This window comes from uncultured Metabacillus sp. (assembly GCF_947503125.1).
Taxonomy (GTDB): Bacteria; Bacillota; Bacilli; order Bacillales; family Bacillaceae; genus Metabacillus.
Window position 1 is genome coordinate 1 of the sequence record NZ_CANNCR010000090.1, and the last position, 12,064, is coordinate 12,064.

The 12,064-nt window shown below is 37.5% G+C and carries 14 protein-coding genes and 1 riboswitch; of the genes, 3 read left to right on the forward strand and 11 right to left on the reverse strand.

Annotation, left to right across the window (positions count from 1 at the left end; genetic code table 11):
• Nucleotides 1-176: 176 nt before the first annotated feature.
• The 7 genes from Q1B07_RS24845 to Q1B07_RS24875 form a co-directional block, all read right to left on the reverse strand.
• Nucleotides 177-1,223 (reverse strand): ribonucleotide-diphosphate reductase subunit beta, encoded by a 1,047-nt coding sequence (locus Q1B07_RS24845; protein WP_299094957.1) that lies wholly within the window; start codon nt 1,221-1,223, stop codon nt 177-179.
• A gap of 407 nt (nt 1,224-1,630) precedes the next feature.
• Nucleotides 1,631-3,913 (reverse strand): ribonucleoside-diphosphate reductase subunit alpha, encoded by a 2,283-nt coding sequence (locus Q1B07_RS24850; protein ID WP_299094959.1) that lies wholly within the window; start codon nt 3,911-3,913, stop codon nt 1,631-1,633.
• Between the two features lie 132 nt (nt 3,914-4,045).
• Nucleotides 4,046-4,225, reverse strand: a riboswitch (cobalamin riboswitch).
• A 188-nt stretch (nt 4,226-4,413) separates the two neighbouring features.
• On the reverse strand, nt 4,414-5,790 hold the full coding sequence (gene nhaC, locus Q1B07_RS24855; protein ID WP_299094961.1) for a Na+/H+ antiporter NhaC: 1,377 nt from the start codon (nt 5,788-5,790) through the stop codon (nt 4,414-4,416).
• A gap of 292 nt (nt 5,791-6,082) precedes the next feature.
• Complete coding sequence (locus Q1B07_RS24860) at nt 6,083-6,256, reverse strand: hypothetical protein (RefSeq protein WP_299094963.1); 174 nt, start codon at nt 6,254-6,256, stop codon at nt 6,083-6,085.
• A gap of 29 nt (nt 6,257-6,285) precedes the next feature.
• Complete coding sequence (locus tag Q1B07_RS24865) at nt 6,286-6,507, reverse strand: hypothetical protein (RefSeq protein WP_299094966.1); 222 nt, start codon at nt 6,505-6,507, stop codon at nt 6,286-6,288.
• A gap of 198 nt (nt 6,508-6,705) precedes the next feature.
• On the reverse strand, nt 6,706-7,203 hold the full coding sequence (locus tag Q1B07_RS24870; RefSeq protein ID WP_299094973.1) for a universal stress protein: 498 nt from the start codon (nt 7,201-7,203) through the stop codon (nt 6,706-6,708).
• Between the two features lie 170 nt (nt 7,204-7,373).
• The gene (locus Q1B07_RS24875; RefSeq protein WP_299094976.1) at nt 7,374-7,691 is read right to left on the reverse strand and encodes a hypothetical protein; all 318 of its coding nucleotides are present in this window, start codon (nt 7,689-7,691) and stop codon (nt 7,374-7,376) included.
• Nucleotides 7,692-7,882: 191 nt separating this feature from the next.
• On the opposite strand from Q1B07_RS24875, the gene Q1B07_RS24880 reads away from it, so the two are divergent.
• Both Q1B07_RS24880 and Q1B07_RS24885 read left to right on the forward strand, forming a co-directional pair.
• Nucleotides 7,883-8,086, forward strand: coding sequence for a hypothetical protein (locus Q1B07_RS24880; protein ID WP_299094979.1), 204 nt, complete (start codon nt 7,883-7,885; stop codon nt 8,084-8,086).
• On the forward strand, nt 8,067-8,384 hold the full coding sequence (locus tag Q1B07_RS24885) for a YbjQ family protein (protein ID WP_299094982.1): 318 nt from the start codon (nt 8,067-8,069) through the stop codon (nt 8,382-8,384). Before Q1B07_RS24880 ends, Q1B07_RS24885 begins: the two co-directional genes overlap by 20 nt.
• 79 nt (nt 8,385-8,463) lie before the next feature.
• Here Q1B07_RS24885 and Q1B07_RS24890 read toward each other — a convergent pair whose 3' ends face one another.
• Together Q1B07_RS24890 and Q1B07_RS24895 are read right to left on the reverse strand one after the other, a co-directional pair.
• Nucleotides 8,464-8,586: a hypothetical protein gene (locus tag Q1B07_RS24890; RefSeq protein WP_299094985.1), complete on the reverse strand. Its 123-nt coding sequence runs from the start codon at nt 8,584-8,586 to the stop codon at nt 8,464-8,466.
• A gap of 204 nt (nt 8,587-8,790) precedes the next feature.
• Nucleotides 8,791-9,000 carry an alpha/beta-type small acid-soluble spore protein gene (locus tag Q1B07_RS24895; protein ID WP_299094987.1) on the reverse strand — a complete coding sequence of 70 codons (210 nt, stop codon included), beginning with the start codon at nt 8,998-9,000 and terminating at the stop codon, nt 8,791-8,793.
• Nucleotides 9,001-9,314: 314 nt separating this feature from the next.
• On the opposite strand from Q1B07_RS24895, the gene Q1B07_RS24900 reads away from it, so the two are divergent.
• Nucleotides 9,315-9,557, forward strand: coding sequence for a hypothetical protein (locus Q1B07_RS24900; protein ID WP_299094990.1), 243 nt, complete (start codon nt 9,315-9,317; stop codon nt 9,555-9,557).
• Nucleotides 9,558-9,658: 101 nt separating this feature from the next.
• On the opposite strand, the gene ugpC is transcribed toward Q1B07_RS24900, so the two are convergent.
• Both ugpC and Q1B07_RS24910 read right to left on the reverse strand, forming a co-directional pair.
• Nucleotides 9,659-10,771, reverse strand: coding sequence for a sn-glycerol-3-phosphate ABC transporter ATP-binding protein UgpC (ugpC, locus tag Q1B07_RS24905; protein ID WP_299094992.1), 1,113 nt, complete (start codon nt 10,769-10,771; stop codon nt 9,659-9,661).
• Between the two features lie 129 nt (nt 10,772-10,900).
• Nucleotides 10,901-11,800, reverse strand: a complete 900-nt coding sequence (locus tag Q1B07_RS24910; RefSeq protein ID WP_299094995.1) for a helix-turn-helix domain-containing protein — start codon at nt 11,798-11,800, stop codon at nt 10,901-10,903.
• Nucleotides 11,801-12,064 lie beyond the last annotated feature (264 nt).

The following is a 12,064-nucleotide window of genomic DNA, read 5'->3' on the forward strand; positions in this document are numbered from 1 at the left end:
ATAGCTTGCGTTTCTGAATCTAGCTCCAGGCGCCATCGGCTCTAGGGTCTAGTCAAACAGGAATTGAAGGTAAAGTATTACACCTTCTATTCCTGTTCGCCTTATGCTTGTCGCCGATAGGCAGGCGTCTTGCGCTTTTTTTATGCGAAATGTTGATCAAGGCGCTTGCGCTTTTCTTATAGATCATCAAATCCATTATCGACATGATTAACCTTTGTATATTGACGTGATTTTTGTTCGAAGAAATCTGACTTTCCTAAATCAACTTCCTCATAAGCTTTTATCCATTTTAAAGGGTTTGTACGATATCCTTCAAAAGGACGTTCATAGCCTAGTTGATTGCATCGGACATTTGCATAAAATTTAATGTAATCCTCAACATCCTTCATATTGATCCCATCAATTTTATTGCCGATAATAAATCGTCCCCATTCGATTTCGAGCTCGGCAGCTTTCATGAATGTGCTTTTTACAAAATCCGCAAGCTCTTCGGTATCATATTCTGGATATTGTTTTAAAACCTCTTTATAGATTTGAACGAACAAGTCAACATGTATTTGTTCATCACGGTTTATATAGTTAATCATCGTGCTTGTTGCAACCATCTTTTGATTTCGCGCCAAATTGTAAAAGAAAGCAAACCCGGAATAAAAGAAGAGTCCTTCTAGGATCACATCGTAAACGATCGATTTTAACAGGTGTTCAATTGTTGGCTGCTCAGCAAAGGATTGATAGCCATTGGTTACGAATTCATTTCGTTTCCTTAAGATAGGCTCGTTTCTCCAATACTCAAAAACCTCATCCTGTGTTTGTTTCGGAACAAGGCTTGAAAGGACATATGAGTAGGAATGGTTGTGAATGACCTCTTGCTGGGCAAGGATGATCATTAATGCATTAATGCTTGAATCTGTTATATAATCAGCGACTTTTCCAGCATAATCCGTTTGAATGCTGTCAAGAAGGGCGAGAAGACCAATGATTTTTAAAAAAGCGTCCTTTTCATCGTCTGTTAAATGAGGATATTGCTTAATATCCTGTGCCATATTGATTTCAAAAGGCGTCCAGAAATTGGCAAGCATTTTTTTATAACGTGGAAATGCCCAAGGGTAGGCAACATCATCCCAGTTTAACACATTGGAGCTTTCTCCGTTGATGATCGCAGTTGAACGATTCGGAGCAGCAGCATCCATGATTTTCCGTTTCATAAGTGTAGTGTTTTCCATTTTAGTGAGCTCCTTTATTATTTATCTCTCGTTATTTAACAATGAAGATTAGACGCTTAAGATGATGGACTTTAAGCGTCTTAATTACCTGAGTCTATGATTAGATCCTTCTGTAAATTAGTGCCGGTGTCCAGCTGCAGCGCCTAGCCCCGCAAGTCTAGCCACTCATGAATTGAAGGTAAAGTACACCTTCTATTCATGAGCGTCTTATTTGCCCTAGGCTGAGCAAGGCGCTTCCGGTGTTTAAAAAATAACTATAACCTTTTCTGTACTTAGTTTTTGTGTCTAGCTCCAGCGCCTAGCCCCTCGAGGTCATAAGCCAATTTAGAATTGAAGGCAAAGAACGCCTTCTATTCTAAATTGGCTTATGCTTGTCGGGGCTGTTCGAGGCGCTTCCACTTTTCTAATTAACTCGCACAGGATTCGCATTCTTCGATTTCGCTTGATGTTGAGCGGAGGTAATAGGTTGTTTTAAGTCCTTCTTTCCATGCTGTTAAATGCAGGTCTAATAAGTCTTTTGCTTTGATTGTGTTTTGTACATATAAGTTAAAAGAGATCGACTGGTCAATATGGCGTTGTCTAGCAGCATTTTGCTTGATGCTCCAGCGCTGATCAATAAAATAAGCCGATTTGTAATACCATGTTGTCGTAGAGTTTAAATCAGGAACGGTAACAGGTATTTTATAATCTTTCTTTTCTTCTGAGTAAACCTTTTGGAAAATCGGATCAATGCTTGCTGTGCTTCCGGCAATAATGGATGTCGATGCGTTTGGTGCGACGGCCATTAAGTATGCATTCCGAATTCCATTTGTTTTTATTTCTTCCTTTAATTGATCCCAATCACAACTACTTTCTTTTGACAGATAGCCGCGCTTTTCAAAGTAAGCGCCAGTTTGCCAATCTGAACCTTCAAATACGGAATAGGAGCCTTTTTCTTTTGCAAGCTCCATACTTGCACGAATTGTTAGATAGGAGATCTTTTCATAAAGCTCGTCAGCATATTGAACGGCTTCTTCGTGCTCCCATCTTAATTGTTTTAGTGCCAGCAGGTGATGCCATCCAAACGTACCAACGCCTATGGAGCGGTACTTCTGGTTGGTGATTTTTGCTTGAAGCACAGGAATCGTGTTTAAATCAATCACATTGTCTAACATTCTTACTTGGATTGGGATCAGTTTTTCTAACACATCTTCTGTAACAGCTTTTGCAAGATTAATAGAGGAGAGGTTACATACAACAAAATCACCCGGCGTTTTAACGGTAATGATTTTTCCATCCTCTGTATACTGCTCTTCGACCGTCGTTGCGCTTTGATTTTGCGTGATTTCCGTGCAAAGGTTGCTGCAGTAGATCATTCCTTGATGCGCGTTCGCATTTTGTCTGTTTACTTCATCGCGATAGAACATATATGGCGTACCTGCTTCTAATTGACTGATCATGATGCGCTTCATGATTTCAATCGCTGGAACCTTTTCTTTCGTTAGCAGATCATTGCTGACACACTCCCAGTATTTTTGACGGAAGCTGCCATTGCCTTTTTCCTCATCATAAAAATCTTCAATGCTGTAGCCCATTACTTTGCGAACCTCGTGAGGATCAAATAAGTACCAATCACCGCGTGCTTCCACCTGTTCCATAAAAATATCTGGAATGCAAACACCTGTAAATAAGTCATGGGTACGGATGCGTTCGTCACCATTATTCAGCTTAGCATCGAGAAAAGAGAAAATATCTTTATGCCAAACATCTAAATAAACGGCAATTGCACCTTTGCGCTGTCCTAGCTGGTCTACGCTGACGGCTGTATTGTTAAGCTGCTTCATCCATGGAATAACCCCTGATGAAACACCTTTAAAGCCTTTTATATCACTTCCGCGGCTGCGAATTTTTCCTAAATAAGCGCCGATTCCGCCGCCTGATTTTGATAAATTAGCAATGTCGGTATTGCTGTCAAAAATTCCTTGCAGGCTATCGTCAATCGTATCAATAAAGCAACTTGATAACTGTCCGACAGGTTTACCTGCATTTGATAAGGTTGGAGTTGCCACTGTCATATAAAGATTACTCATTGCCCAATATGCTTGTTTTATAAGCTCAAGGCGATGCTCCTTGCTTTCATTAGCCATTAGAGTCATGGCAATGATTAAGAATCGTTCCTGGGGAAGCTCATAGGTTTGCTTTGAGTAGTCACGTGTTAAGTAGCGGTCAGCTAATGTTCTTAAACCAATGTATGTAAATAACCTGTCGTTTTCCGGTTTGATAAATGAACCAATTTCTTCAATCTCTGCTTTTGTGTATTGATCAAGGAGCTTGCTGTGATAAAGGCCCTTCGTTACTAAGGTCTCAATCAATTGATAGAAGCTTCCGTATTTTTGCGATTTATCATACCCTCTATTTGCAGCAGCTTCTTTGTAAAGCTTTGTTAAATAGATTTGTGCGCAAAAATAGGTCCAATCAGGCTCTTGTTCATTGATATTTGATAATCCTTCTAAAATGAGCAAATTTGTAAGTTGTTCAGACGTATATGAATCTCTTTGGAGAATGGTGTTTTCGATTCTAGTAAGAAAATCGTCTATTTCCAGTGAAGGGAAATGCTGATGAATGTTTTTAATAAATGATGTAAGTTTAATCAGGTCAAATGCTTCTTGATGATTCCCGCTAATAATAACAGGGGTTGTTGTCGTATTCATAATAATTCCTCCATCTGTTCGTTTTACTAAGGGGGTGGGGAAAAACGACAGATAAGAAGAGCAGGGCAGTATTAGAGAAAAAGCCCATTAATCCTTACTATCGTTTCATCTTCTCAGCCCCCGAAGAAATTGAAACTTTGGCAAGTAATAGGTAGGTCTCCTGACTTGTGCTCGTCCTACTTTGAGGCCTTCCCATACATCATGTGTACAGTGGCAATCTCAGTTCGTCACACTTACAGTTGCGGGGACAGTTCTGGATTTTCACCAGATTCCCTTTTCAGCCTGTTAGGCGCCTTTACTTGCTAAGATACAATATATAGTTTTTTGTTATTAGATAAATATCAATATATAGTTGTATTGCTTCTATATCAATAATAAGGCACAGATTTAAATTAATCAACCAATTCTTACTAATTGTCGAAATTTATCTAGATTCAAAGAATTTTGCAAAAAAACGAAAAAGGGATCTGACTTCGCGCCAGATCCACTTACTAAAAAATTTAGAAGGCAGTTTTCCTATTCCTGATAAATCCAAAAAGAATTGAAAAGAAAGGTGATAAATATAAGAAAAATACAAAAGGCAAATAGTCGATAACAGGAACACCAAGTGTTTGTGCAAAAAAGGCGCCGCTTACCCCCCAAGGAACCAGCGGATTCACCAGTGTACCTCCATCCTCTAATGTCCGTGACATATATTTGCGTTCAATTTTCATTTTATCATACAAGCCTTTAAAGGATTGTCCAGGAATTAGAATCGATAAGTATTGCTCACCTGTTAAAAGGTTCACCCCAATGGAGGAAGCAGCTGTTGAAAGAATAAGCTGACCCTTTGCCTTAACACGTTCAATCAATCCGTTCATTAAAGCAGGGATAATATTTAATGCCTCTAACAAACCGCCAAAAGCAAAGGCAATCATGATGAGTGAAATGGACCACATCATTGATTGTAAGCCGCCGCGATTTAACATATTAGCGACCTGTTCATTTTCGATTGTGAACGTAGTCCCGTTTTGTAAGACATGAAGAAACTCGCCAATTGTTACATCCTGAAACCAGATAGAAGTGATTCCTGCCGTAATGATTCCAACGATTAATGCAGGAATAACAGGGAACTGCCGAAACGCTAAAAGGATAACCAACAGTGGTGAAAGTAACGTAAGAATGCTAATTTGAACGGAGTCTTTTATGATCGTAACCATGTTTGTCATTTCCGTAAGTGATACAGTATGGATCGGTGCAATTGTGCCAAGAAAATAAAAAAGAGCCGTTGTGATAACGATGCTAGGAATCGTTGTTTTGGTCATATGTTTAATATGCGTGAAAATCTCAACAGAAGCGACCCCTGAGGCAAAATTCGTTGTATCAGACATTGGTGACATTTTATCGCCAAAGCATGCACCACAAATGATGGCTCCAGCGACCCAAGGGGCAGGGAGGCCAATTGCCATTCCAGCACCCATAAGAGCTACTCCAACGGTGCTAACAGTGGTAAAGGAGCTTCCGACAAGACTTGAGATCACCATACAAGAAAATAACGAAGTAATCAGTAAATAATCAGGACGGATTATGGTTAGAGCATACACCATAACAGTTGGTATCGTACCACTGGACATCCAAGCACCAATTAGGATTCCGATTAAGGCAAGGATGATAATTGGCTGTATGCCCCTTTGGATTCCCTTGATGATTCCTGATTCTAAGTCTTTCCATGTATATCGTTTCATCAAGCCAAGAAATGAAACGAGTATCAAACAATTTAATAAAGCTAGATGCGGCTCTGTTTTCCATACAAATAAACTAGTAAAAATAATCGCTAATATAAGGAATAAAATGAAAACCGCTTCTTTAAAATGAAACGATGCTGTATTTTTTATCATATACTTGCTCCTTTACAACTTAAACGCTTTGATGCTTTTTTGCGTAAAAGTACAACAAAGAATATTATATCAATCTAATATTCTTTGTCAATCAGCAATATGGAAAACTCAGTATATTAGTCTTAATAAATAGCTTTTCTTATAGTTGGTAAACAAAGCTATAGATTTTATTGGTATAGTGATTACAGCCCAAAAAAGCTGTCTCAAAACAAAAGAGCCAGACCCTACAAACATATTTTAAAGATCGTAAAATAGGTGCTTGTTAGTGGGACTGACCCTTTGTTGGTTTTAATTATATGGATTTTGCCATCTCTTTTAAGCTGTCAGATGTTTCGGCAATTTGCGTAATTGATTTTGAGACATCATTAATGACATTAGTAAAGTTTAACAAATCCATTTTAGCTTGTTCGCTTTGTTGTTTGTTGTCATTCAGCATGTCTAAAATCGTATCAAAGAATGAGTTCATATCATTTTGCTCCAGTACTTTCATTTGTTTTAAAATATCGATTGTGTGTTTTGAATGTTATCTTCAATATAAGGCTTAAGCTTCGAGGAAAGGAGCAGATCATTTTTTGTTAAACCGACCATTTTAATCTGCTTTTGCAGCGAGGGCTCATCAACAGTTAAAGCAATTTGCTGGATAAGTTCTTGATCTTTTTCAATAGCTGCTTCATTAGATGCTGATTTTTTATCTTTTATAAATGACAGAAAACCCATAAAAATAATCTCCTTTGGTATTTTCGAATAATCGTTCTACTAGGTATATCGACTGACTTATCCAACTATTAATAGGTAATCAAAAAATAGTAAGAAAAGGAAAGTTGATGCAAAAATAAAAGCCTCATAAACACAAAGGTCAAGACCTCCAAGCACAACTGGTGTTTGGGAGATCTTGACCTTTTGAGACAAATAAAATTATTTTGCGATTAATACTGGGATACTAGATTGCTGGGAAACTTTTTCACTAACACTTCCGAATAACAAGCGTTTTAAGCCGCTGTGATCCCGGCTTCCGACCACAATCAGGTCTGCGTTGTTTTCCCTTGCGAATGAAACAATAATATCGGACGGGTCTCCATCTAGGATTGTCACCTCTCCACTTGCCTGATGGTGATCCAACATTCTTCTTGCTTCACTTTGTATAGCCATCGTTTCTTTGTCATATTCCTCTGCTCCGGTATGTTCAACAGGATCAGGAATTACTGGAAAATGTCTCGTGTTTTCTGCTTCATAACTGCTAGTTGGAATCATGGTACCAAAATTATTGTTATCGTCTAAAAGCGCTTTCTTTTGGATGTGAACTACGGATAAATCTGCATCCAGCTGCTTGCTAAGCTGAATTCCTAACTCAAGAGCCTCTTTACCATCCTCCGAACTATTAAAAGCTACAACTATGCGTTCAAATGCTTTCATTTTAATCATCCTTTCAAAATTTTATAATTTGTGGAGATTTCTGGATGATGGTGGTTTATTAAAAAAGTAAATTAAGTAAAAATCCTATAACAACGATTGCTCCGACAACTAAAAAGATTGTTCTTAACATATATACCACCTCCTGGCAAATGTAAAACTGTAAAATGTAATTAAAGTTTTACTTTCATTGCAGGCTGTAAGAGATGCTTTTGTTGTAAGGTAATCGTTTTAGAACAAATTTCTTTTAAATCATTTATGATTTGTTGCGGTGTGGGACCATCGATTAAGATTTTCAATGCTTGTCCATCTTTAACGGTTAAAAAGCAGGTAACTAAGGATGGGAGCTTAGCCGCATCAATGATCGATTTATTTCGCAGCAAAATATAAATTTTTCCTTCATAAGCTTTTGCCAGCTGATTCACCCTCAACAGCTGATCAATCCGTAATTGCTTCTTTATAAATAAGTTTATTGTCATTAATTTATCCATATATAACCTCCGAGAAGTAATCGTTAATCATTACATACCTCAAATAGTTAATCTGAAAACTCATTAAATGGAAAATAGTAAGATAGTCCTTTATCTCTAGGTTGGCAGGTGTAAGTTCCTGGATAATAAATATTCATTTTTTTCCAAAAAAGAGCTATAGTAAAAAAAGGGAATGGGAAAGGAAGTCGGAGATGGAAAAAGTAAAGTATGTGAGTATTTTGACGGCAATTTGCACTCAGTTGACAGGTATTATTTTTTTATTTTTTAACATAAAAATTGCTATAGGACTATTCATTGGTTATTTCTTCTCTTTACTCGTATTGCTTGCTGTGTTTGTAAAAACAAGATTAGATGAAAAAAAGGAGGATGATGAGCATGATTATCGTGACTACTGAATCAGTACCAGGTAAAGTAACGAAGGAATATAAAGGGTTTGTAAGGGGAAGTACGGTTCAATCGAAGCATATCGGAAAAGATATTATGGCTGGATTGAAGACAATCGTTGGCGGTGAACTCAAAGAATATACGGAAATGATGGAAGAAGCCAGGCAAAAGGCAATAGGGAGAATGGTGGAAGATGCAAAGGCTAAGGGTGCTAATGCCATTGTTTGTATGAGATTAGAATCTTCAGCTATTATGCAAAATGCTTCTGAAATTATTGCTTACGGAACAGCCGTCTTAATAGAGGAATAAGAATCTAATGAATTAATGGTAAGAGAAAGACTTGGTGTGTTCTGTTTAGTCTTTCTCTTTTTACTTTGTACCGGCACGATTATCCTTTTTTCTTTGTTTGCCCCCAATATTGTATTTGTGGAAAACGTATATGAACAACATATTCGTGGAATAAAGTATAACCGACAAAACCAATGAGCTTCCAATCAATCGCATCAAACATAGTTATCCGCTCCTTTATGGTTTGAAACGAACATGATGTTAACGAATGTATGTCCTTCATTTGGGGATCGAAACGGGTGATAGTGCAGGGGAAAAACACATGAACGTTTTCCTATAATATATGGTGGGAGAACCTTGTTTGATACATTAGAAATGAAAAGGCTGACACAAAGTGCCAGCCTCTTTTAGCCAATTTATTTAATTATTATTGTTGTGAAAAACCGCTCATAGATTGTTGAGCCATTGATACTAAACGTTTAGTGATTTCCCCACCAACAGAACCGTTAGCGCGAGAAGTTGTTTCAGCACCAAGGTTTACGCCAAATTCAGAAGCAATTTCATACTTCATTTGATCGATTGCTTGAGCTGCACCTGGTACAACAAGTTGATTAGAGTTTGAATTGTTTTGAGCCATGTTAATTCATCTCCTCATTTAGATTATTTTGGCTGGGTTAGTTGGATTTGCACCAAACATATGAAACCAATTTAGATTTCATTGCCTAACTCGGCTTAACCCATTGATTTGTATGGATGATGCGTTGTTGCACCGTTGTTACTAAGTATTATGGTTGATTTTTTTGTTTATATGCAGTGATTTATTGGTAATTTTTTTCAATTAATTATCCTTGCAAATATAAATCTTTGTAATGTGGAAAAGCATTTATGGTACATAAATTATGATGGTTTTGAGATTCTAAAAGTATGCATGTTTTTTAAGGGGATGAAGAAATGGATTTGTGTCCTTTATGTAATGGGTTAGAAGCTCGAATCATTCAATGCCCGAATTGCCATACAATTATGGAAGACAGAGGGAAGATTACAGATTATTTGGATGATTACAGTGCGTATATGGATATCGATATGATGAAGCTTTTTGATGGGGATGTGAACTCGTTGGTGAATCATCAGTGCATTCATTATTTTTATTGCCCAACTTGTCAGCATGAAGAAACAAATGCCATCCAGGAATGAGATAATAAAAGGGTCAGACCCTTTAAACACACTATATAGAACCTTGTTTAACGTTCTATATAAGTGTTTGGTAAGGCCTGACCCTCAGTGTTTCGTTCTTATTATTTTTCACCAGCTGGGCGAATTCTTTGTTCTGAATCAATATCGAAGAAGTGAGCTTTGTTCATGTCTAATGCTAATTCAAGTGTTTGACCAGGCTTAACATCTGTACGAGAATCAACACGTGCTACGAATGATTGACCGTCAATTTCAGAATAAAGCATTGTTTCAGCACCCATTAACTCAGCAACTTCAATTTTAGCTAAGATTTTTGAACCTTGAGAGGATTCAATAAATACTGGCTCATCATGAATTTCTTCAGGACGAACACCCATTAAGACTTCTTTGTTTACATAGCCTTGCTCACGAAGATATTTCATTTTACCTTCTGGTACAGCAACAGTTGTTGTACCGAATGAGAACTTGCCATCTGTCAGTTTTCCTTTAAAGAAGTTCATTGCCGGAGATCCGATAAATCCGCCAACAAATGCATTTTCTGGCTTGTCATATACTTCTTTAGGAGATCCAACTTGCTGGATGATACCATCTTTAAGTACAACAAGACGTGTTGCCATTGTCATCGCTTCAGTTTGGTCATGTGTTACGTAAATTGTTGTTGTTTGTAAGCGTTGGTGTAATTTTGTGATTTCCGCACGCATTTGTACACGAAGCTTAGCATCAAGGTTAGATAAAGGCTCATCCATTAAGAATACCTTTGCATCACGAACGATCGCACGGCCTAATGCAACACGCTGACGTTGACCACCTGATAATGCTTTTGGTTTACGTTGTAAGTATTGCTCAAGACCAAGGATTCTAGCAGCATCATTAACACGACGATCAATTTCGTCTTTTGGTAATTTACGAAGCTTTAATCCGAATGCCATGTTATCATAAACGTTCATATGTGGATAAAGAGCGTAGTTTTGGAATACCATCGCGATATCACGATCTTTAGGAGCAACATCGTTCATACGCTTTCCATCAATGTAGAAATCTCCTTTTGAAATTTCTTCTAATCCTGCAACCATACGAAGTGTAGTAGATTTACCGCAACCAGATGGACCAACGAATACGATAAATTCTTTATCTTGAATATGAAGGTTGAAGTCTTCTACTGCTGTTACTTTATTGTCGTAAATCTTGTAAATATTCTCTAGTCTTAACTCTGCCATTTTTGAATTCCTCCCCATTTTTGAAAGCGTTTTATCATGGTATTATTGTAAGGGATTTCAGGAAAGAAAGTAAACGTACAAGTTGCACGAAAAATACTAGGCTCTTTTGTGCAACTTGTAAATGCTTTTCTAACTTTCTTGACGAACGAGAATCGTTGCTAGAAAGATGAATGTTGCATTAGAAAACGTCCGGATGTCTAAACCTGTTTTTTCTAGCAGTTTTTCTAAACGATATTGCAGGCTGTTCCGGTGAATAAATAATCGTTTAGCTGTTGAGGAGGCATTTAAATTAGACTGTAAAAAGGCTTCAATCGTATGATGGAGTTCTTTATCCTCAATTGCTTCTATTAATTGGTTAGAGAGAATGTCCTTTTTTATGGCAGATGGCGATGTCATAATTAACAGCGGCATTGCATCATAAAAGGTTAGGGCTTTTTCCCGATGGGCAGAACGGTGCAAGGCTTGAAAGCAGCTTTGCTCTAGTATGAATTTTTCTCTTAGGTCAGCATCATTTTTTTGAAGTTGGCCAATATAAAGATAGGGCTCAACATAGAAATCGGTTGTAAGAGTATCACTTAAATCCTTTAAGATTTTAGCATCTAATGTGATAGACGGCTTTTCGTCAATAATGATTCCATGTGAAAGGCTCAACCATATGATAAGATCTGAATCAATAATTCCTTGGACAGCTTCTTCAAAATTTTGTTTTTCATCGATAGGTTGTTTTAAATAGAAATAGTAGAACCGTATTGTTGCATGATCAGCTGGGAGAGGCGGTTCACTAATCTTCCTTTCTGAAAAAAGGTAATCAAACCACCTGCGCTGTGAGAGAGAAAAGTGATCCTCATTGACGGTTTCTACTGACTGGAACAAGGAAGTTAGCAGTTCTATCTCTTTATCTGATAAAGACGCTTTAACAATTCCAAAGGTTTGTCCGTGCTCTGTTTGGAACCATTCATAATTGGTGTCTTTAGGATTATAGGTCATTGTCATTGCATCTTGATAATGTCGCAATAAATTTTCTATCATCGATATGCTCCTTTAATGCATAGGTCTTTCTTCTATTATAGAAAAGATTGACAAAGCATGAAAGTAACAGTATAAGTGCAAAAACGTAAAAGTTAGACATATGAAAAACCGGGCGTGGTTTTTGCCCGGTTTTTCTTAATAGATAAGAAAAGTATAAATTTTGTAATTAGTTTTAATGTCTAGCTCTAGCGCCTAGCCCCTCTAGGGTCTAGCCACTCATGAATTGAAGGCAAAGAACGCCTTCTATTCATGAGTGGCTTATTT

Bases quoted from the DNA above. Each gene is read 5' to 3' on its own strand.
- Q1B07_RS24850 (WP_299094959.1), bottom strand. From the start codon at position 3,913: ATGAATACGACAACAACCCCTGTTATTATTAGCGGGAATCATCAAGAA.
- Q1B07_RS24885 (WP_299094982.1), top strand. From the start codon at position 8,067: ATGATTATCGTGACTACTGAATCAGTACCAGGTAAAGTAACGAAGGAA.
- Q1B07_RS24890 (WP_299094985.1), bottom strand. From the start codon at position 8,586: ATGTTTGATGCGATTGATTGGAAGCTCATTGGTTTTGTCGGTTATACT.
- Q1B07_RS24900 (WP_299094990.1), top strand. From the start codon at position 9,315: ATGGATTTGTGTCCTTTATGTAATGGGTTAGAAGCTCGAATCATTCAA.
- Q1B07_RS24875 (WP_299094976.1), bottom strand. From the start codon at position 7,691: ATGGATAAATTAATGACAATAAACTTATTTATAAAGAAGCAATTACGG.
- Q1B07_RS24870 (WP_299094973.1), bottom strand. From the start codon at position 7,203: ATGAAAGCATTTGAACGCATAGTTGTAGCTTTTAATAGTTCGGAGGAT.
- Q1B07_RS24865 (WP_299094966.1), bottom strand. From the start codon at position 6,507: ATGGGTTTTCTGTCATTTATAAAAGATAAAAAATCAGCATCTAATGAA.
- Q1B07_RS24880 (WP_299094979.1), top strand. From the start codon at position 7,883: ATGGAAAAAGTAAAGTATGTGAGTATTTTGACGGCAATTTGCACTCAG.
- Q1B07_RS24895 (WP_299094987.1), bottom strand. From the start codon at position 9,000: ATGGCTCAAAACAATTCAAACTCTAATCAACTTGTTGTACCAGGTGCA.
- Q1B07_RS24910 (WP_299094995.1), bottom strand. From the start codon at position 11,800: ATGATAGAAAATTTATTGCGACATTATCAAGATGCAATGACAATGACC.
- ugpC (WP_299094992.1), bottom strand. From the start codon at position 10,771: ATGGCAGAGTTAAGACTAGAGAATATTTACAAGATTTACGACAATAAA.
- Q1B07_RS24845 (WP_299094957.1), bottom strand. From the start codon at position 1,223: ATGGAAAACACTACACTTATGAAACGGAAAATCATGGATGCTGCTGCT.
- nhaC (WP_299094961.1), bottom strand. From the start codon at position 5,790: ATGATAAAAAATACAGCATCGTTTCATTTTAAAGAAGCGGTTTTCATT.
- Q1B07_RS24860 (WP_299094963.1), bottom strand. From the start codon at position 6,256: ATGAACTCATTCTTTGATACGATTTTAGACATGCTGAATGACAACAAA.